Source organism: Phaeodactylibacter sp. (assembly GCF_040219495.1).
Lineage (GTDB): Bacteria > Bacteroidota > Bacteroidia > Chitinophagales > Saprospiraceae > Phaeodactylibacter.
This window is the reverse complement of the sequence record NZ_JAVJSK010000121.1, coordinates 110,851-132,097: the sequence shown is the minus strand read 5'-3', so window position 1 is coordinate 132,097 and position 21,247 is coordinate 110,851. Positions and strand designations below refer to the sequence as shown.

The window sequence follows — 21,247 nt, the reverse complement described above, 5'->3', positions numbered from 1 at the left end:
TAGTCGAAAACTAACAATTTTTTGGTTAGACGAGGCGCGAAAACCGGAGTTTAGCCTGAGCTAAATGAGGATTTTCGGGACGAAGTATAACCAAAAAAGTGTAGTTTGCAGGCCGATTACTAAAGTCCCAACACGCTCTTAACGGTTGCCGGGGTTTTGTCCGGCTACCGCATAAACCAATATGTACTGATTGAGCTGCTGATAATGAATACAGAAGTCTTGCCGGTACTCCGCTTTATGGACTTGCCCATAGATAGTTCCCCTTTTCAAGCTTGCATTGATCGGCCCTACCTTCATATGCTGGCAAAAGTCGAGTTGGCGTCGTCCGTAAGCTTTATATAAGGACTCTTTGGCTCCCCAAAGCACGTGAAGCTGAAACAGCCTTTCAGGAGCAGCAGCGTGCAGTTGATCTAACTCAGCCTTATTCAAGAAGCGTTTGGCCAGTCGTTCGATCTTAGGTACCCAATGCTGTATATCAATACCCACAATATCAGGTGCAGCAATAGCGGCCGCTTTTTCGTGAGAATGGCTGATGGAAATTTGGTAGGGCGACCCTTCCAGATAAGGCTTACCGTGCTCGTCTTTTCTAAAGAGTGCCCGATCTATTCTTCCGGACATCTGATGGATCAACTGTCGTGCGGCCAGCCATTCCAGCCTCCTGCGCCCCTTCAGGCGCTGAAGCTGTTCGGCTTCATCCACTTTCAAATGCAGTTGGGACAGGAACCAGTCTTCCTGTTCCTCAATATCCCAAATACCGATTTCTCCAACCGGCTTAATAGAATGATGTATGCTTAGGGGCATATTATTTGAGCTTTACCAACCCTACAGCAACAAAAAAAGCAGGTATTCTGTTTTTTAACCACAAAATGCCTTCGTTCATGCCCCGTCTCCAAGTCAAAAAAATCGCACAGCTCACCGGCCATAACGCTGCCGTGTTTGCACTCGGTAAAGATCATGCTCCAAACACCTTCCTGTCTGGCGCAGGCGACGGCTGGATCGTCCGCTGGAATCTCAATGAGCCGGAAAATGGCCGGCTGATCGCTAAAGTGGACACCCAGGTCTTTTCGCTCTTCCACCTGCCGGAGCGCGAGGTGGTAGTCGTTGGGAATATGAACGGTGGCGTTCACTGGGTAGACCTGGTGCAACCGGAAAAAACCCGCAATATTGCACACCATCAGAAGGGGGTTTTTGCCATTACCGCCTACGATGGCTATATCCTCACTGCCGGCGGGCAGGGTATGCTGACCAAATGGGACCGGGCAACTGGACGAGCCCTGGAAAGCATCCAACTGTCTAACCAAAGCCTACGTAGCCTCGCCGTGTCTTCCAAACGAAGTGAAATTGCCGTAGGCTCAAGTGACAACTCCATTTACCTGTTGGATGCCGCTACACTCCAAATCCGGCACCATATAATAGATGCTCATACCAATTCGGTATTTGCTCTTGCCTACCGGCCAGACAGTCAATACCTCCTTAGCGGAGGCCGGGATGCACACCTGAAAGTGTGGCACCTTACTGAAAGCCCAAGTTGCACGGACGACAAACCGGCCCATTGGTTCACCATAAACAGCATTGTATTCAGCCCTTGTGGACGTTGGTTCGCAACCGGCAGCCGCGATAAAACGGTGAAAATATGGGATGCTGAAACCTTCGGCTTGCTCAAGGTGCTCGAGACCATTCGCGATAAAGGGCATCTCAATTCTGTCAATCAACTCTTTTGGTCCCCTTACCAGGATTTCCTGATTTCTGCTAGCGACGACCGAAGCTTGATCCTCTGGAAAGTAAACCCTGACAACTCTACTACGCCATGAAAGCGCTGTCCACGTTAGTCTTGATGAGCGCCCTTACGGCCCTGAACGTTCAATGCTCAGACCCTAAACATGCTGCTGCTAAAGCAGCCTCGGAGGTAAGGCCCGAACCGCACCCTCCCCTCTACACCTCCGCGGGTGCTTCCGCTAAAGCTACTTTTTTTGAATACCACTGGCATAACGATACGGAAGACAGCACCTACTACTTATCGTTTATTGCGGCCTGCGACCAACAGGCTGCAGCAATTTTGGCATTCTGTGATACCACCTGGGTAGGAACTGCACCGTCCCTGCACTGTTATCCCAGTATGGAAACAAAGGGGCTTGCCCTCAAAAACACCTCCCCTTTGCAAGTCAATAAGGATGGGCGAAGTGCAGCAGCCATAGCCAATCCGATATACGCCACCTACTGGCTGGGGCCGCAAAACCAGTTGCTGCTAAGGCAAATCCTGGGGCCACCGAATGTCGCTTTACTCGAAGCCGGGTTGGCCGTGGTATTCAACCCTACCTGGCAAAAGCATGGCTTCATCTACTGGAAGAGCCGCCTGGCAAATACCAGACTACTGCCCGGGCTGCCCCAATTAGAAACTTTTTGTAACGATCAGTTCCAGTCTCCCTTGCTTAGACAACTCGCGTCAGCTGCATTTTGCGATTTTTTAATCCGCCGATGGGGGAAAGCTGCTTTCCTGGAACGCTATGCAACATGGCGGCCGGAACAACAGGAGTTACTTGCAATGGAGCCCCACTGGCAGGACTATCTTGCACAGGGCACCTCGAAGCCCATAATACCGGAACGTCGCCCTACCGTCTACCTCAAGGGGTTCAACTTCGCACACGAAGGCTATTCCATTTATAATGGCTATGGCTCCCGGCTTGCCGCTGAAATGCTGGAAGAACAAGCAATGCTCGGTGCAAATGCAGTGGCCATCGTGCCTTATTCCTACATGCGTTCGCCTGAAAAACCGCAGCCCCTGCCCATCATGAGCCGGGCGGGGACAGAAAACGATGAAAGTGTCGTCCGCGACTTGGTTTATGCCCGTAAGCAGGGGTTGCACACCATCCTGAAACCCCAAATATGGTTGGGCGGCGGCCACTGGCCTGGTGACGTAGAGATGCAAAACTCAACCGAGTGGGCAGCTTTTTTCGAACATTACACCCGATGGGTTGCCCATTATGCGCTACTGGCAGAAATTTACGAGGCTGATGTCTTCTGTGTTGGAGTAGAATTTGCGAAAGCAACGCTTCAGCAGCCGGAGGCCTGGCGTAAAGTCGTTGCTATGGCCAGGTCGGTCTACAGCGGCCCGGTCACTTACGCAGCCAACTGGGGCTCAGAGTTTGAGCAGCTGACGTTTTGGGACGATCTCGATCTGATTGGCTTGAATTGCTATTATCCTTTGAGTGAAGCCTCCACCCCTTCCAAAGCAGACTTATCCGGGCGTTTTGATCAGGTCCTTAAGCGGGCCAAAACCATAAGCGAATCCTTTGAACGACCTGTTGTCCTCACCGAAATCGGCTTCACCAGTACGACAACACCCTGGCTTCAGCCTCACTTTGATGGTGACGGGGAAACTTATTCGGGTGCGGCGCAACTCCAGTGTTATGAAGTCGTAACGGAGGCGCTGGCCCGGGAGGCAGACTGGTGCCGGGGCGTACTTTGGTGGAAATACCCCAGCTACCCCAGCCTGGGCGGAGAAAAGCATACCGGCTTTACGCCAAATAACAAACCGACTGAACAGCAGCTGCCTGTACTGTTCAGTCGGTTGCCGGATTAGCATACCCTTTGAGCTTAACGCTCTACCTCCGTAACCAGCCACCAAAGGTACTCGCTGACCTGGTTAAAAGAGCCGGGGGCGTTGGGGAAGCTTGCATTGCGCCGGTAAACCATATTACGCTCTTGCCCGTCAATACTTAGCCGGATGATATAATCTTCTCCGCTCTGCTGCGCCGGGGCACCAAAAGCCCTACGGTCCAAACCCAACAGCCCTGAGCCCTTGACCATATCTTTCAGGGCCAACAGCTGATTGCCATTAAGTGGGATCCCCTCAGCTACGGTTTGCGCACTGTACTGCACCGGCTGGGCACTGTAGCCCCCGCCTTCGCCAGGGTGGTAGTTTTTTGACTGGTGAGAAATGTGCCCCTCGCGTACCACAATGAGGTCGTGAGGGGTCTCGAAATAGATTTTCAAATCTGTACCCGGTTTTTGTTCCGGCCGGGATAGTTCCTGATAAGGAATCACCTGAGCCGTCAACTGCAGGTACGCTGCAAATAGTGCGAAAAGCAAAACTGCCTTTTTCATAGAGTCGTCAATTTGGGTGTTCGAAAAGAAAACGCGCACTGGTTTTCCAAGAAGCTGTTTCCGGGTTTAGTAACGCAAATAGCAGTATGGAAAATTGTATAAATTGAAATTTTATCCATGTGTTCATGCCCTTTTTACGCTTATACCCTGACAAAATCCCCAGGCAACAGCCGCTCAAGCCGGAAAAATCCAATACCTTAGCGCACTTAACTATCCATATTATAAGCAGGCTATGATCTTATCAGACACCAGTATTCTGGAAAGCATTGAGCAAGGGGAGATTGTCATCGAACCTTTCCGCCCCGAGTGTATGGGCACGAACTCCTACGATGTACACCTGGGCAAAACACTGGCTATTTACAAAGACCATATCCTTGACGCCAAGCGGCACAATCAGATTGAATACCTGGAAATCCCGGAGGAGGGCTTTGTGCTCCACCCTAATACGCTCTACCTCGGCGTAACGGAAGAATACACAGAGACGCATAATTCGGTGCCCTTCCTGGAGGGCAAGTCCAGTGTTGGCCGCCTGGGCATCGACATCCACGCTACAGCGGGCAAAGGCGATGTGGGCTTCTGCAATACCTGGACACTGGAAATCTCCTGCACCCATCCTGTCAGAGTGTACGCGGGCATGCCTATCGGACAGCTCATTTATTTTCATGTGGAAGGCCCCATTCAAAATTACTACAACAAAAAGAAAAACGCTAAATACACCGAGCGGACAGAAAAGCCCGTAGAAAGCATGATGTGGCGCAATAAGTTTTAATGCATTCAGGCAACTGAACCACTATTCTTTTCGTATTTTAGCCCCCAACAGGCACAAATCATATCTGGAAGCTACCCCCTGATTTAGTTCAGGTTACCGAATGCAGCCTCAGCAATCGTATTCAGAGAATCGGATTCAAAAAACACCACCCCCATTACACCGTAAGCGGCCTATGCCCGACTTGCAACACAACCATTGTGGCTTCTCCGGAAGCGCTTTGGCTATTTTAAACAACAAACATAATCCCAATGGTAAATCGAATTCTCTGCCTGGCGCTTGCCAGCCTGCTGCTGCAATTTTCTGCTGCAGCTCAAATGATCGACCCCGGTTTCGCACCCTTAATTACCCGGCCCGGTGACGTAGAAAAACTACGGCTCCTACCGGACGGGAAATTTTTAGCGGCCGGATCTTTTACAATGGCCAACCGGATCGAAGAATCCAGCGTCGCCCGCTTTAACGCCAATGGTACACTCGATCAGTCTTTCCAGTCCAGCATCCCTTTTGCGGTGACCGCCATGGCGGTACAGCCGGATGGAAAAGTGATCATCGGTGGTTCGTATACGGACGCCGGAACGGATGAACTCAGTATCCTGCGGCTCAATACCGATGGCAGCCAGGACCTGGCGTTTCAGGCCGGCACCATCCCGGCCGGCACCATCAACGACATTGAGATTGAGTTTAACGGTACGATCCTGGTAGGCGGGGCATTCACCCTTTTTGATGGTATGCAGGCCCAGGGGCTCGTGCGCCTGAATACCAATGGCAGCCTTAGCCAAATCATTCCGCTCAATCCGGGGAGCACTATTTTTGTGAGTGACCTCATCACCCAGGTCAATGGCCGTTTTGCGATAGGCGGCACCATCATTGGTGGGCCAAACGGGCCGGAAGGGTACATCAGCTACCGCACCTACAACGGACAGCCGGTCAACAACTTCACCTTTTCTTCCAACCTCCCGGGCGTCAACAACTTCATGACTTCCATCCGGGACATTACCCTGGACAACCTGGGGCGTATCGTACTGACCTCAAGCACCTTCCTGGTCCGCTATGCAGTTGTCGTTCTCAATGTGGATGGCAGCATCAACAACTGGAGCGATATTTTTGGTATCCCAATGGCCCTGACTCTTTCGCCCGGCGGGGATATCATGATTGCCGGAGAATTCAACAACACCAACGCCGTACACCGCTACGTGCCCAACGTTGGGTTGGATTACTACAGCTTTGGTGCCGGCGCGGATGGCGTGATCCGGCAATTGGCCTATTTCCAGGACGGCAGCTATATTATAGGTGGCAACTTCAGTGCATTCAATGGGCAGCCGGCTCTTGGGCTGGAGCACTTTAATGCCCAAGGCATACCGGACTTCACTTTTGATGCCATGCTGGAAAGGCCGGGCCGCGTCAATACCATGACCCGGTACGATGACAACCGCGTATGCATTGGTGGAGATTTTGCCATGGTCGGTGATATACACAGCATTAATGTGGCTCGCCTGATGCTGAGTGACGGCAGCATGGACCCTACGTTCAACAGCCCGAACATTAGTTACCGCAATACCATAAACGTCGTTGAAGTAGACACGGAAGGCCGCATGCTACTAGGCGGCACCAATAATGCTACCGGTAATAATCTCACGCAGTCTCCCCTGCTGCGCCTTTCGGCAAATGGGAGCATTGACCCGGCTTTTGCCGTCAGCCCGCTGCCCCTGGGCGATATTCATCAACTGGTGCCCCTACCGGGCGGGCAGGTCCTGACCGGAGGAGACTTTACCATTTTTGATCCGGGTGTCGTTGCGCAGGATATTGCCTTGTATAACTTCAACGGCTCCCTCAACGAAAACTTTTCAGACCGCATCAGCGGTCAGGCGGGGGGGCTCTACCGCCGGGCCGATGGCCGTATCCTGATTGGTGGAGAAAACATCAGCCTGGACGGTGGTGCCCCGACTCCTTTGCTGCAGCTTACCCCGGGCCTTCAACTCGACAACACCTTTAGTGCACCCGCCGGGCTGACCTGCCTGGGCGACTGTGACCTCAACTTCGTGGAACAAGCCGACGGACTCCTCCTCATGGGTGGGCAATTTGCGATTGGCGCGGATTCCTCCCTGGCACGCTTGCTACCAAGTGGGCAAGTCGATGCGGCTTTTAGCCTGCCCGGTTTTTTCAGTGCAGCAGATGAAGTGGAGGATGGCGCACCAGCTTTCCTCGGTCTCATGGCCAATGAAAGTATTCTGGTTACCGGCCCAATTGATTCTATCGGCAATAACGCTATCCCGCAAATGGTGCTGCTCGAAAACAACGGCCTGCTGCTTGAAACCTTAAACGAGGAAGGCTTTGCAACCCAGCATATCCGTACCGCCCTGGTACTGGATGACAATACCTTCCTGATTGGAGGCCAACTGGAAGACGAAGCCCGCCCCGACCACTATGGCTTGGCCCGGGTGAGCGTTCCAATCGTCATTGAGGGGATTATCCGCGGGCAGGTCAAAACCAAAACCGGCGAACCGATTGTCGGTGCATTGGTCACCCTCAGCGGAAGTGCAAATGCCAGTACACAGACCGACCAAAACGGGGAATTTGGCTTCATCCACCTGGAAGCAGGGTTGCCCTATACGGTTGGGGCAAGCTGGAACGAACAGCCTTTTAATGGCGTATCCACCTTCGACCTCATTCTTATCAATCAGCACATACTCGGTATTCAGCCCTTTGACGACCCTTACGACTACCTGGCAGCGGATGTCAACAACACCAGTTCTGTTACCATACTTGACATGATTGGTATCCGTCGGGCTATACTCGGGCAGGTCGCCACCCTGTCCAATAGCCCCAGCTGGAAATTCGTGGCGGCTTCCTACACTTTCCCTAATCCTCAAAACCCCTGGCTGGAAAATTACCCCACGACCATCGAGATTGACGAACTGCCCTCAACCGGCCTTTTGGATGCCAACTTCACGGGTATCAAGTCCGGGGATGTGAATGGCGACGCGGACCCGGGCAACTAAAGCCCTCCCCCGAACACCCTAAACCGGGCAGGAAAACGAAACCAACTTCCTGCCCGGTTTTTTATTTCTCTCTGATCGCGCTATCTTCAAGCGCCAGTCCAAGGCAAAAAGCAGCAGGCAAACTACCTTCTATGAATCTACGTATTATCTCCGCCGGTGCCGGCAGTGGCAAAACCTACCGCCTCACCCAGGAAATGACCGAACTGTTGGAAAAAGATGTACGCGCCAACGGGATCATCGCCACGACCTTTACGAACAAGGCAGCGGCGGAACTCCAGGAACGCGTGCGGGTGAGCTTGCTCGCTAAAGGGCGGACTGCCGAGGCGGATCAACTCAGTAATGCGATGATCGGCACGGTGCACGCCCTTGGTGTCCGGTTGTTGCAGCGTTTTGCCTTTGAAGCCGGTGTTTCTCCACAGGTGGATATTATTGCCGATGAAGACCAGCAACTGCTTTTCAACCAATCGCTGGCAACGGTGCTGACCGATGAGCGGGTAGAGCAGATGGAAGCGCTGAGCGAACGGCTTGGGCTGACCAAACAGAGCTACAGCGACTGGCGCAATGTGCTCAAGCAAATGACCGAGATTATCCGGTCCAATAATTTTTCGCCCGAGGCCATAGCAGAAAGTAAGGCCAAGTCTGTACAGTCTTTCCTCTCGCTGCTGGGCGAGCCCAAACCCTTGGTTGGAGAAAGTTATGAAGACCGGCTGCGAACGCTTTTGCAGGCTACTGTTGCCCGGTTGGAACACAACGAAGACCATACCAAGAAAACCCAGAGCGCAGTCAGCACCCTCAAAGGCATGCAGCGCACGTTGGAAAACCGCGGGCACCTGTTTTGGCACGAATGGGCTAAGATATCAAAGCTCGGCGTGGGCGCAAAAAGCCGCGACGATGCTGAAGACCTCCTCGAATTTGCCTATCAGCACTACCAGCATCCGGGCTTCCACAGCGATATCCGGGATTTCACCTACCTCCTTTTCGAGTTGGCGCAGGCGGCAATCGAAGAGTTTGACCAATACAAGAAAAAGCGCGGCCTGATTGATTATACCGACATGGAAACACTGGTCAATCAACTGCTGGACCAGCCTACTATCAAAGCCGTCCTGAAGGCTGAAATTGACCTGTTGATGGTAGACGAATTCCAGGACACCAGCCCAATGCAGCTGGAGATTTTCCTAAAGCTATCGAGAATCGCCCGTTATTCCGTTTGGGTGGGCGACCCCAAACAGTCCATCTACGGATTCCGGGGAGCAGACCCGGAGTTGATGCAGGCCATCATTCAGCAACAAGGCGGTATTGACCCCAAAGACATACAAACGTTCTCCTGGCGGTCGCGGGAGTTAATCGTGAATACCACCAATGCCCTATTTACCAAAGCTTTCCCGGACCTGCCCGAAGAACAGGTAGCCTTAAAAGCCAAGCGTTGCCGGGATGGCAGCGATAACCCCGACTGTAAAAACCAGGCCCCCGAGCCTCAGGCACTGGGCTATCCGCTCATGCACTGGCACTTTCTACAGGAAGAAGGCAAGCGCCCGCCCGGCCGCCCCTGGATGGAACACTGCCTGGCAGACACCCTCAGCGAATGGCTGGCAAAAGGGCATTACACGGAACCAAAATCAGGGGGCGAGCCACGCCTCATCCGCCCGGGTGACGTAGCCATCCTCTGCCGCTCCAACAACAACTGCCAGGAAGTGGCAGAGGCGCTGCACAAGGCCGGACTGAAAGCAGCTATCTCCAGAGCAGGTTTGTTGCGCACAGCCGAAGCCCGCTACATCCTTGCCTGCCTCAAGTACCTGATCAATCCCTACGATGAGCTCTCCATTGCTGAAATCCTGATGCTCTACGGCAGCCACAACATAGAAGAAATTGTAGAAAGCCGGTTGACCTACCTTGCCGCCCGGGAGGAAAAGCAAAAAGGGCTGAAGCTCTGGGCTTCCGAAACCGAAATCATTGTTGCCCTGCAGCAACTTAGGGACCATACACTCGAGCTGTCGAGCGCGGAAACCCTGGACTTGCTAATGGAACGATTGCAAATAAAGCGTACGGTAGCCCAATGGGGGAATACCCGGCAACGGCTGAGCAATGCAGATGTGCTGCGGCAGTACGCTTTGCAATACGAATCGGCCTGCAACCGGCTGCATTCGGCGGCCTCCACAGGCGGTTTTCTGCTTTGGCTCAATGCACTGGAGAAAGAAGGCAAAGACCTGCAGGGGTCCGGTGAAGGGCCCGATGCTGTGAATGTATTGACTTACCACCGCAGTAAAGGGCTGGAATGGCCGGTGGTGGTCTGCCATGACCTCGAAAATAACCTGAGAGCCGACCCCTGGGGCATTGATATCCGCTCAGAAACCGGCACCGTCGACCTGAATAATGTGCTCGGTGGGCGATGGCTAAGGTATTGGGTCAACCCCTACGCCAACCAAAACCGCAACACCTACTGGGAAGAGCAGCTGCAAAGCAGCCCCGACAGCGCCCGGGCCAGAAAACAAGCGCTGGCAGAAGAAGCACGCTTGCTTTATGTCGGTATCACCCGGGCCCGGGACTACCTTATTTTCCCTACCCGGGAGAGCCCTTCGAAATGGCTCAACCGGACCTGGCATGGCGGAGAGGAGAGCCACCCTACACTTGAGCCCGGCAACCCTGAAACGCCCTGGATGTGGGGCGGCGTATTTATCAATATCGAAACGGAGACCTTTACCTACCCCAGGGATTTCAATCCCCCCGGAAGGAACAACGCCGAGTCGGTGACTTTGCTGAAAGCGCCCGGCGGGCCAGGAGAACACCTGCCTTTCGATTACCTCTTCCCACAGGATGAGGTGGAAGATGCCGATATGCGCCCGCTACCGGCCCACCCTTACGCCACGCCACTCCCCCTGCCCGAAGGAGAAGACCGGATTGCGGCGCTGCAGGCCACCACCGCATTCTTATTTGCAGACCATTCAACACCCGATCAGGAGCAACGGCTCTATATGGCAGCGCAGCTACTGCACCGGTATGAATTGGGGAATATTCAGCCACGGGCCCTACTGCAACAGGCAGACGCATGGCACGAAGGAATAGAGCGGCAGTTCAGGCCACAAGCGCACAAACGGCAATACCCCTTGCATTTCTTCCATCAGGGGCGGCTGTTTCAGGATAACCTCCACCACCTGCTGCTGACACCGGATGAGGCCGTCATTATACAGCACCTGCCGCACGATGAGAACGATGCCAAAAAGCTGGGTGCCATCGCACAACGTAAAATGGGCGGATGGGCATTCCTGGCCATTCAAGGTATTAAAGCGGTACTTGCCCCCGCACGGGTACGGTGCCTGATCCACTTCCCGTTGAGCGGGCAATGGGTGGAATTGATCGGACAGAAACCATAAAACACGCCAATTTCTACCAACCCCCGCCAAAATCCGACAAAGAATATGGCCTTCTTCTTTACAAGAATAGGTGAATACTAGTAAATTTGTGTCTATTCATTAGGAACAGCCTTACTGTTTGCCAAACTTTATTGCCTAAAGCCCGGTTTTTCAAAAAAAAACAGCGACAAACAGCCAGAAAGCCCCGAAGCCCCCTTTACTGTATATGCTAATTGAACCATCTGAAAGCAAGACTGTACAAACCAATGCCAGGTTTTAGAGTTGATCTTCACCCCTGAAACCTAGACGGCAACAATTATATCAACAGGCTATGCCCTGTATTTACTTATCAAGGTCATTACAGAACAACTGTAGAATTATGAAACCAGTTTTTACTTTTCTCCTCAGCTTCATTGCCCTCAGCTTTGCAGGTGCACAGTCCGATTTTTGGACCGACATTAGCGAGCAACGTATTATGCTCCCTATGGAGTCTGAAGTTTCCATTAGTGCGAAAGTCTACCGTACCCTTTCCCTGGAGTATGAGTCTCTCGTACAGCAGGTTGCAAATGCACCTCTGGCCTTTACAGAGGCTGCACAATTGACCCCGGCTGAAGTTATTCTGCCCCTTCCTGATGGCACACAAGAGACCTTTGAGGTTGTGGAATCGCGGATTATGGCACCTGAACTCGCAGCAAAATATCCCTACATTAAGGCTTATACCGCCATTAGTAAGAATCGCCCGCTCGTCACTGCGCGATTTGAAGTGACGACCAAAGGCCTCAGCGCCGGGATCAACACTCCGGAGGGCCGGGTCCACGTAGAGCCTTATGCTTCTCATCAGAACCGGTATTACATCAGCTACTATAAGCGGGATCTACAGTTTGAAAACATGCCACCGTTGTCTTGCGGGTACGAGGACCATGCAGACGAAATGCAAGCTGAAGACCGGCAGGAGCGCAACCGGGAATCGGAAGAACTGTCCTTTCGGAACACCTCCGGTGCAGCACTTCCACTGCGTACTTACCGGATGGCACTAGCTTGTACTGGTGAGTTCGCCCAATCTCAGGGCGGAACGACGGACGATGTAATGAGTGCATTTGCCATCGCTACAAACCGGGTCAATGAAATCTTCCAGTTAGAGGTTTCCGTCGCTATGGAGCTTATTCCTGGTAACGACGATCTGATCCATCTAAACCCTGGTATAGACCCTTTTCCAGATGGGGTTAATGCTTACTCCCTCTTAAATCAAAATCAAAATTATCTAAATAACGCAATCGGTAATAGCAGTTTTGATATTGGGCACGTTTTCACGGGACCATGCACTAATGATGATGGTGATGCGCTAGGAGGAGTAGCGGGAGGAACCATTTGTACAACGACTACTAAGGGGCGAGGTGTCACCTGCTTCTATGGCACAAACATCGTAAATGTTGCACAAGGAACTATGGCCCATGAGATAGCTCATCAAACCAGCGTCGGTCATAGCTGGAATAACTGTCCTAATATTCTGGACCAACTCTCCAGTTCTAACGCTTACGAGCCTGGCAGCGGCACTACGATTATGTCTTACGCAGGTGCTTGCGGCAACCAGAATATTGGTTTCCGGGATACCTATTACAATGTGGGCTCCCTTGAGGACTTCATTGGGTATTCAAGATTGGGGACAGGTTCAACCTGTGGTACTGAAGTCATCACAACCAACCATGAACCTGATATACAAATGGATTATGAAGATGGGTTTTTTATCCCCATTTCCACGCCTTTTGAGCTCAGTGCAACTGCTACAGACGAAGACGGCGACAACCTGACTTACATCTGGGAGCAGTTTGACCTCGGCCCTGTATCCCCAATTGGCGCACCTTTGGGCAATGCACCTCTATTCCGGACCTTTGAGCCTTCACCCTCTGGCAATAAGCGAGTCTTCCCACGCCTTAATAAGATCATTAATAACAATTATGATGCTTCTGAAGTATTGCCTACTTATAGCCGTGACCTGACGTTCCAGTTTGTAGTGCGTGATAACAACATCAACCACGGCGCTGCGGTCTGGCAGCCAGTTGCGTTTAAGTCAGATGAAACAGCTGGCCCGTTTGTCGTACTCACAGGCAATGAAACAGGCACAACCTGGACCGGTGGTGAATACCGCGAAGTAACCTGGGACGTAGCCAACACCACCAATCCACGGGTAAACTGCCAATATGTGGATGTGCTGCTATCTGTGGATGGTGGGTTCACCTATCCTTACACCCTCCTGGAAGCTACACCTAACGATGGTTCAGCCTTTGTGGATGTGCCGGATGTAGCCACTGACGATGCCCGTATTCGGGTACAGGCCGCTAACAATATATTCTTCGATATCAATGATTTCGATTTTGTTATTGAGGCCGCCACCGAACCAGGGTATGCGATGAATGTTGCCCCTGCCACCTTCCCATTGGTATGCCTGCCCAGTGAAGAACTAAACATTGAGATCAACACCACCTCTATCCTGGCGTATGATAGCACACTCATGCTGAGCCTCCTGGGCGAACTGCCGTCGGGCTCTTCCGCTAACTTTACGTCTGATACACTTACGGCAGGTGCCTCTACCTTCCTGAACCTCAATATTGCGCCCAATCAGGGTAGAGACACGCTTAGCCTCTTCGTACAAGCCATAGTGCCAGGTGTGGATACGTCCCTGCGCGAACTGCGCATCATCACCCTGTCCAGCGACTTCTCAACGATGGAAATGCTCACACCGGTGGATGGGCAATCGGGCATTATTTTCAGTACCGACTTCAGCTGGGTGGATGTCCCCAGTGCAGACCGCTACGAAATCCAGATTGCAACCAGCCCTACTTTCGAAGAAGGCACCCTGTTCGAAGAAACGACCGGGCTGACGGGAACAAGCTATACCACACAAAACTTCCTGGAACAAAACGAGCTTTATTTTTGGCGGATTCGCCCGGAAAACGATTGTGGCACAGGTGAATACCTGCCCCCGCTAGCTTTCCGGACCTCAACGGTGGACTGTGTCAACAACCTGCCGGTAGACCTGCCGGTTAACCTTTCGAATAACCCGGGAGTTCGGACGTCCAAGATTTTCGTCACGGAAAGCGGTACCATCAGCGACATCAATATCGATGACCTGGAAATCCCTTACCAAACCGTTAATGCACTGCGGGTAACAATTATCAGCCCTGAGCAAACCCGGGTCGTCCTGTTCGACCAATCTTGCTTTGGCTCTCCGCTACTCAGAGCTTCCTTCGATGATGAAGCGCCCAATCCAATCGCATGCCCACCGATTACCACGATTCCGGTGAAGCCGCTTGAACCCCTCTCTGCTTTTGACGGAGAGGACACCTTTGGCGAATGGACATTGGAGATTGAGATTGCTCAACAGGGTACTGGCGGTGGTGCCCTGGAAAGCTGGGGGCTGGAATTCTGTGCTACAGTAACGCCTACAGCGCCGAACATCATCACCAACAACGTACTTAGCGTTCCTCCGGGCGCCGGCAATACCATCACCACTAATGAGCTGGAAGTACAGGACAACGATTCTGCTCCTGAAGAACTGGAATTCACGATTGTCACCCTGCCTGAAAACGGGCAGCTTTTCCGGGGCGGTGACTTGCTCGGCGTAGGGGATGAGTTCACGCAGCAGACCATCAACCTCTTCAACCTGACTTATGTGCACGATGGCAGTGATACCGAAACCGATGGCTTCACCTTTATCGTGGAAGACCCCGAGGGCGGTTGGATACCTACGCAGACTTTCAGTATCCAAATCGATGAGGACGCTACCGTAAGTACCCTTGACCAGCAGCTCGACGAAACACTTCGGGTTTTCCCTAACCCTACCCGGGATATCCTGAATGTTGCTTTCGGGCAGGCGGTGGAAGGCCGGGTTGCCCTGCGATTGGTCACGCTGCAGGGGCAGGTCCTGGCTCAGCAAGCCTTTAATGAGGTCAGCGGGGCACTGTCGCTCAACGTCAGTCAGTTGCCTAAAGGCATCTACCTGCTCAATGTACAAACGCAGAAAGGTATCGTCAGCCGAAAAATAGCTGTACAATAAACCAAAGCAAGAATGCCGGACAGTGGATGCTGTCCGGCATCTTTTTCTCAGCCTCAACCACACCCTCCACTCATTCTAACCCTATCTGCACACCACCTTTTCCAATCTATTGAGAACTGCTACGTCTTGAATTTGTCTATTAATTGGAAAAAAAACATCAAAAATGAGATTTACGCTTACTTATCTGCTTCTGCTGTCTGTACTGTTTCCAGCCATCGGGCAGCAGAATTTCTGGACCGCCCTCGAATCGCGGTCAGCACTGCAGCAACCCCTGCAGGAGCGGCTATACCAAGTTGACAACTACGAGGCTTTCGAGCTCAATTTACAGGGTATCAGAACGGCGCTGCGGGCAGCGCCAGCTGAGTTCACGGATGAATCGCCTCTTGAGCTCCTGATGCCAATGCCAGACGGCACCCTGAAGGCATTCAATGTAGTGGAAACACCGGTAATGGCACCGGGGCTGGCACAGCGCTATCCGGCCATTAAGACCTTCCGGGGGTGGAACCCTGAAAACCCACACGAGTCTATCCGGTTGGGCTTTGGCCCGAATAAGGGCTTTTATGCTACCATTTTTTCGGATAATGGCCGCGTTTACATTGATCAGGCCGGTCCGGCTTACATCACCTACGCCACCAGAGAGAACCCCAATACTGAACTGTATCAGGGTTTTACCTGTGAAGTGGAAGACCATACCGCAGATGCAGACCCTTCTTATGATGACCAGGTGAGCGAACGGGGTTTGCTGATGCAGGCCACCCTGCGCACTTACCGGTTTGCAGTAGCTGCTACCGGTGAATACACGCAATACCATGGCGGCACAGTGGAAGACGGCCTGGAAGCTATCGTACTCAAGGTCAACCGTTTAAATCAGGTCCTGGAGCGGGATGCATCTATCCGCCTGGAACTCATCGAGAATAACGACCTGATTATTTTTACCGATCCTGCAACAGACAACCTTTCCAACGGAAATACTTCAGAGCTGCTGAGCCAGGTGGGCATAGCCATCAATTCCAACATAGGTCTGCCCAATTACGATATCGGGCACGTACTCAATGTGCACAATGATTTTGTAGGCAATGGTGTAGCTTCTCTGAGCTCTGCCTGTAACACCAACAAATCCAACGGTGTATCCGGCATTACCCTGCCAGAAGGCGACCCGTTTGTGATTGATATCATCGCGCATGAGGTTGGGCACCAATTTAGTGCAACCCACACCATGAACAGCTGTCAGAACGTAACTGCTGCCACCGCATTCGAACCCGGTAGTGGCAGCACGATTATGGCTTATGCGGGCATTTGCGCCCAGGATGACAACATTACCGATATGACCGATGACCACTATCATACCGCGTCGCTGCAACAAATTTTCAACTACACCCGGGAAGGTAATGGCGACAACTGCCCCACAAAAACACCTACTACCAATGCAGAGCCTACTGTGGAAATCCCGTTGGAAGATGGGTTCTGGATACCTCTGAGTACTCCTTTTGAATTAACCGCAGAAGGTTCAGACCCTGATGGAGATGCTATCACCTACTGTTGGGAACAGTATAACCTTGGGCCTAACGATGTTGGCCTGGGCAACCCTCAGGGGGACAGCCCGCTCTTCCGGTCCTTCTCTCCCGTAGAATCCCCAACCCGGGTTTTCCCAAGGCTCAATAAAATCATCAGTAACAACTTCGACAACACCGAAATCCTGCCTGATTACGGGCGTAACCTGACCTTCCGCTGCACCGTTCGGGACAACAACCCTCAGGGCGGAAATGCCGTATGGGATGCCGTAGCCTTCAAATCGGACGAAACCTCCGGGCCATTCCGCGTTCAGATTCCTAACTCCGATACAGTAGTCTGGACCGTAGGCGATTATCAGGAAGTACGCTGGGATGTAGCCAATACCGACAACAACCGGGTGCGCTGCTACCACGTCGATATCAAACTATCCGTAGACGGCGGGCAGACCTATCCTTTCACTTTACTGGCAGGCACACCTAATGATGGCAGCGCATTCGTCACCGTACCTGATGCCGTATCTGATGATGCCCGCATCCGGGTACAGGCAGCTGACAATATCTTCTTTGATATCTCTAATGCCGATTTTGAAATTGTCCCGGCTACCGAGCCCGGCTTTGCGATGACGCTTAACCCTGAATCGCTCACCCCTATTTGCTTGCCGGGAGTAACCAATATTGACATTAGCACTTCTGCTATTCTTGGTTTTGAGCAGCCCGTTACGCTATCCGTAGTTGGTGACCTGCCTGCTAGTGCTACCGTAAGTTTTGGTGAGAATCCTGTTGCCCCCGGCGCTTCTACTACGTTGTCCATCGACTGGGGTACTTTCGTTGAAGATACTTTTGCCCTGGAAATCATTGGAGTTACGGACAGTCTGCCCCCTGCTGTAAGATTCCTGAATTTATCAACCATCTCCAATGACTTCTCAGAGCTGGAGCTTCTGTCCCCGGCAAGTGGCACCGCAGATATCGTTTTGTCTACACCATTCAGTTGGAGTGCAGTCCCGGATGCCGACCGCTATGATTTCGAGATTGCCACGAGCCCTGCATTTGGTGACGCCGTCATCTACAGCGAAATGGACATCCTGGAGCCTACCGATTTTGTACCTGACGATATTATTTTTGAAAACAATGACTTCTTCTACTGGCGTATCCGTCCGGTAAGCGAGGAGTGTGGCCCCAGCGAATGGCTCGATCCTTTTGTCTTTCGTACAGCCAGCATTTCCTGTGAAGACTACGCGGCTTCAGACCTGCCGATTAACATCAGCTCTAATGCCAATGTAAAAATCTCACGGTTGGATATCATCGAAAACGGGACCATCAGCGATATCAACCTTTCTGATGTGGAGATTTCCTATCAGCCGGTCAATAACCTGAAAGTATCGCTGATCAGCCCGGAAAGCACGGAGGTCCTCCTCTTTGATCAGAACTGCCTGAGTACGGGACTGATCCGCCTTGGCTTTGACGACGAAGCGCCCTTTGGCATCAACTGCCCTCCACTAACGGGGCAGATTGCTCAGCCGGAAGGCAGCCTCTCCGACTTTGACGGACAAGGCACTGCCGGCGAATGGCAACTAAAAGTAGAAGCTGTTGGCAGCGGCGGCGGTGGCGCTATCGAAAGCTGGTCTATCGAATTCTGTGCCACAACGGAACCTGCTAAGCCGAGCCTGCTGACCAATGAACCGCTCAACGTACCTCCGGGGGGTGGCAATACCGTTACCACCGAACAACTCAGCGCTACAGATGGCAGTTATGGCCCGGCGCAGCTGAAGTACCGAATCATCACCCTGCCAGCGCATGGCCAACTGTTCCGGGGCGGCGTAGAGCTTGCCATTAATGACCACTTCACCCAGGAGACCATCGAGTCGCTCAACCTGGTCTATGTACATGACGGTAGCGATACCCCGGCTGATGCATTCCTGTTTACACTGGAAAATCCGGATGGTGGCTTTATCGGTGCCGAGACGTTCAATATCATCGTTGATGAAGATGCCGTAGTGAATACACAGAACGAAGGCATTGGCAACAACCTGTCGCTCTTCCCAAACCCTACCCGTGACGAGGTGACGCTTCAGCTCGACCGCCCGGTAGAACAGCAGGCTGAGGTGATGCTCTTCAACCTGCAGGGCCAACTGCTGCAGCAGGTACGCTTCCCAAGTGGCGCCCGTCAGATGCGCCTGGAAACTGCAGACCTGCCCGGTGGCATCTATGCCGTAAGCCTGCGCACAGCTAACGGCCAGCTGACGAAGAAACTGATTATCCGCAGATAATCCATTTGAAAGGTTGACGCCTTGATTTGGAAAATGGTGAAGGGCAATCCCGGCGGGGTTGCCCTTCGCTGTTTTCAGACCCCGCGCTTATTGCCGTAGATGAAGATGTGCAAGCGGCTGGTAAAGTTAAAGCCATGAGTTTTGCAAGCCTCCACCAGCCATGCCTGCTTATCTGCCAGGCTTTCCGGATTGGTGCCTTCCGGCATCAGGTAAACCCGGGATGGCAGGATGGCGTACCGGTCCGTCAGGTCGAGGACTTCCTGTAATTCCGATGGATTGGCAACAACAAACTTGAAGTGGGCTTTGTCGCTTTGGGCAAAGTAGCGGTAGGCCTTAGGGCGCTCCCGCAGTTTTTGGCTATTGTTGGAATTGGACAGTTTTGGGGAGACGTTATACTGATGAATCGCCGCTTCGAAGCCCGGCTCCGGCAGCAGGGTACCATTCGTTTCTACCTCAAACCAATAGTCGCTGCCCAATGCCTGCATAAGTGCGGCCAGCCCGGGCTGCTGCAGCATGGGCTCCCCTCCCGTAAGGATGACATTTTTGCAGGGGTACTGCTGTATGGCGGCAACGACTTCCTCCAGAGGCAGCTCAGCGAGAACCTCCGTTTTTTTAAACTTGCGGTAGCCAGGCCGGGTGTCATTATCGTGGGTAAAACGCGTGCCCTCCCAATTCCAGGTATAGTCGGTATCGCACCAGCTACAGTGCAGGTTGCATAGCGAAGTGCGGACAAAGATGCTGGGTTGCCCCAGGTTTTTGCCTTCCCCCTGAATAGAATAGAAAATTTCCGGTGCCTGGTCCGGTTTTGCAATCTTAATCATCATATCCAATCAGTTCAGTGCCAGTCCTTTTCGGTTGAACAGCCAGTGCTGAAAGCCCCCTCGTGCAACCAGGAAGACCAACATCGCCAGCCAAAGTCCGTGATTGCCCATACTCCGGGCAGCCGTATACGCCAGCAAAAAGGTAACAAACGCCAGCAGCATACTGTTCCGCATGGCTTTCGAAGCCGTAAGGCCGATATAGACGCCGTCCCAGATGTAGCTTGGCGTGCCCAATAGCGGGAGGAGCACCATCCAAAACAAAAAAGGCTGAGCGGCCTGAATCACATCTGGCTGATTGGTAAACAAGCGGAGCAATGCGTTGCCGCCCAGCCCGTAGCCCAGGCTAAACAGCGCAGCCAGCCCCATCCCCCACGCGAAAGACAGCCCGATGGCCCGACGGGTACGCTGCGCGTCTGAAGCGCCTTTGTACTTGCCCACCAGGCTCTCGGAAGCATACGCAAAGCCGTCCACCCCGTAGGACATCCAGTTGAGGTACTGGAGCAGAATGGTATTTACCGCCAGCATCAGCTCTCCCTGCCCGGAGGATTGGGCATAGAAAAACCCAAATACCCCCGTCAGGCACAGGGTGCGCAGAAAGATATCAGCATTGATGCGCAGAAAACCCAGTAGTTTCTCCCATTCACTGATGGCGCGCAACCGGAAGTGTTTCAACAGGTGGCCGTAGCGATAAAAAACCAGCACCAATGCAACCAGCAGGCCAATATACTGTGCGATGAGGGTGCCATAAGCCACTCCGGCAACGCCCATACTCTGATATTCTACAAAGTAAATACTCAGCAAAATATTGGCGACGTTGATGATGATGGTCAGCACCAGCGGGTAGATGGCATTCTGCAGGCCAAAAAACCAGCCCATTAGCGCATAGAGGCCCAGCGTAGCCGGGGCCGCCCAAATCCGGATAAAAAAGTAGTCTCGGACGAGCCCTGCCTGACGGGCTTCCGTATTCATCAGGGCGATACCGGCTTCTCCGAGCGGTTGCTGCAGCAGCAAGAGCAGCGCAGCCACGCCAAACACGATCAGCAGCGCACGCCCAAGGGTATGCGCCACCACTTCATCAGACTGCTGCCCGTAGGCCTGAGCAGTAAGACCGGTGGTGCCCATACGCAAAAAGCCAAAGTTCCAGTAGATGAAATTGAACAGCATCGCCCCGATGCCTACCGCACCAATGTGCAGTTCTGACATACGCCCCATCAGTGCTGTATCTACGCTGCTCAGGAGGGGCACCGAAATATTACTGATGATATTGGGAATAGCCAGCCGAAGGATCTCACGGTTCATAAAGGCAAAATTGAGCTGCAAACATACACATTCTACGTCTGAGCTTCACCTAAGATATTCTGGCAGACTTCCTTACCTT

Annotated in this window: 11 protein-coding genes; 7 read left to right on the top strand and 4 right to left on the bottom strand. The window is 52.7% G+C overall.

The genetic code is table 11. The features are described from left to right. Positions 1 to 138: 138 nt before the first annotated feature. Positions 139 to 801 (bottom strand): 4'-phosphopantetheinyl transferase family protein, encoded by a 663-nt coding sequence (locus RIC19_RS19360; protein ID WP_350180012.1) that lies wholly within the window; start codon positions 799 to 801, stop codon positions 139 to 141. A gap of 77 nt (positions 802 to 878) precedes the next feature. On the opposite strand from RIC19_RS19360, the gene RIC19_RS19355 reads away from it, so the two are divergent. Together RIC19_RS19355 and RIC19_RS19350 are read left to right on the top strand one after the other, a co-directional pair. After that, positions 879 to 1,811 carry a WD40 repeat domain-containing protein gene (locus tag RIC19_RS19355; RefSeq protein ID WP_350180011.1) on the top strand — a complete coding sequence of 311 codons (933 nt, stop codon included), beginning with the start codon at positions 879 to 881 and terminating at the stop codon, positions 1,809 to 1,811. After that, positions 1,808 to 3,580, top strand: coding sequence for a glycoside hydrolase family 113 (locus tag RIC19_RS19350; protein WP_350180010.1), 1,773 nt, complete (start codon positions 1,808 to 1,810; stop codon positions 3,578 to 3,580). The genes RIC19_RS19355 and RIC19_RS19350 overlap by 4 nt, the downstream gene beginning before the upstream one ends. A gap of 14 nt (positions 3,581 to 3,594) precedes the next feature. Here the strand turns inward: RIC19_RS19350 and RIC19_RS19345 are convergent, their stop codons facing one another. Further along, positions 3,595 to 4,104 carry a hypothetical protein gene (locus RIC19_RS19345; RefSeq protein ID WP_350180009.1) on the bottom strand — a complete coding sequence of 170 codons (510 nt, stop codon included), beginning with the start codon at positions 4,102 to 4,104 and terminating at the stop codon, positions 3,595 to 3,597. Between the two features lie 232 nt (positions 4,105 to 4,336). Here RIC19_RS19345 and dcd point away from each other — a divergent pair, with 232 nt between their 5' ends. The 5 genes from dcd (at position 4,337) to RIC19_RS19320 (ending at position 19,048) form a co-directional block, all read left to right on the top strand. Continuing rightward, positions 4,337 to 4,873 carry a dCTP deaminase gene (dcd, locus tag RIC19_RS19340; protein WP_350180008.1) on the top strand — a complete coding sequence of 179 codons (537 nt, stop codon included), beginning with the start codon at positions 4,337 to 4,339 and terminating at the stop codon, positions 4,871 to 4,873. Positions 4,874 to 5,121: 248 nt separating this feature from the next. Continuing rightward, positions 5,122 to 7,869 carry a carboxypeptidase regulatory-like domain-containing protein gene (locus RIC19_RS19335; RefSeq protein ID WP_350180007.1) on the top strand — a complete coding sequence of 916 codons (2,748 nt, stop codon included), beginning with the start codon at positions 5,122 to 5,124 and terminating at the stop codon, positions 7,867 to 7,869. A gap of 71 nt (positions 7,870 to 7,940) precedes the next feature. After that, positions 7,941 to 11,237: a UvrD-helicase domain-containing protein gene (locus RIC19_RS19330; RefSeq protein ID WP_350180013.1), complete on the top strand. Its 3,297-nt coding sequence runs from the start codon at positions 7,941 to 7,943 to the stop codon at positions 11,235 to 11,237. A gap of 358 nt (positions 11,238 to 11,595) precedes the next feature. After that, the gene (locus RIC19_RS19325; protein WP_350180006.1) at positions 11,596 to 15,270 is read left to right on the top strand and encodes a cadherin-like domain-containing protein; all 3,675 of its coding nucleotides are present in this window, start codon (positions 11,596 to 11,598) and stop codon (positions 15,268 to 15,270) included. Positions 15,271 to 15,433: 163 nt separating this feature from the next. Then, on the top strand, positions 15,434 to 19,048 hold the full coding sequence (locus RIC19_RS19320; RefSeq protein WP_350180005.1) for a reprolysin-like metallopeptidase: 3,615 nt from the start codon (positions 15,434 to 15,436) through the stop codon (positions 19,046 to 19,048). 74 nt (positions 19,049 to 19,122) lie between these two features. On the opposite strand, the gene RIC19_RS19315 is transcribed toward RIC19_RS19320, so the two are convergent. Together RIC19_RS19315 and RIC19_RS19310 are read right to left on the bottom strand one after the other, a co-directional pair. After that, positions 19,123 to 19,872, bottom strand: a complete 750-nt coding sequence (locus RIC19_RS19315) for a 7-carboxy-7-deazaguanine synthase QueE (RefSeq protein ID WP_350180004.1) — start codon at positions 19,870 to 19,872, stop codon at positions 19,123 to 19,125. A 6-nt stretch (positions 19,873 to 19,878) separates the two neighbouring features. Next, positions 19,879 to 21,168, bottom strand: a complete 1,290-nt coding sequence (locus RIC19_RS19310) for an MATE family efflux transporter (protein WP_350180003.1) — start codon at positions 21,166 to 21,168, stop codon at positions 19,879 to 19,881. Between the last annotated feature and the right edge of the window lie 79 nt (positions 21,169 to 21,247).

Coding starts and splice junctions, on each gene's coding strand:
- RIC19_RS19360 (WP_350180012.1), bottom strand. CDS start 801: ATGCCCCTAAGCATACATCATTCTATTAAGCCGGTTGGAGAAATCGGT.
- RIC19_RS19355 (WP_350180011.1), top strand. CDS start 879: ATGCCCCGTCTCCAAGTCAAAAAAATCGCACAGCTCACCGGCCATAAC.
- RIC19_RS19350 (WP_350180010.1), top strand. CDS start 1,808: ATGAAAGCGCTGTCCACGTTAGTCTTGATGAGCGCCCTTACGGCCCTG.
- RIC19_RS19345 (WP_350180009.1), bottom strand. CDS start 4,104: ATGAAAAAGGCAGTTTTGCTTTTCGCACTATTTGCAGCGTACCTGCAG.
- dcd (WP_350180008.1), top strand. CDS start 4,337: ATGATCTTATCAGACACCAGTATTCTGGAAAGCATTGAGCAAGGGGAG.
- RIC19_RS19335 (WP_350180007.1), top strand. CDS start 5,122: ATGGTAAATCGAATTCTCTGCCTGGCGCTTGCCAGCCTGCTGCTGCAA.
- RIC19_RS19325 (WP_350180006.1), top strand. CDS start 11,596: ATGAAACCAGTTTTTACTTTTCTCCTCAGCTTCATTGCCCTCAGCTTT.
- RIC19_RS19320 (WP_350180005.1), top strand. CDS start 15,434: ATGAGATTTACGCTTACTTATCTGCTTCTGCTGTCTGTACTGTTTCCA.
- RIC19_RS19315 (WP_350180004.1), bottom strand. CDS start 19,872: ATGATGATTAAGATTGCAAAACCGGACCAGGCACCGGAAATTTTCTAT.
- RIC19_RS19310 (WP_350180003.1), bottom strand. CDS start 21,168: ATGAACCGTGAGATCCTTCGGCTGGCTATTCCCAATATCATCAGTAAT.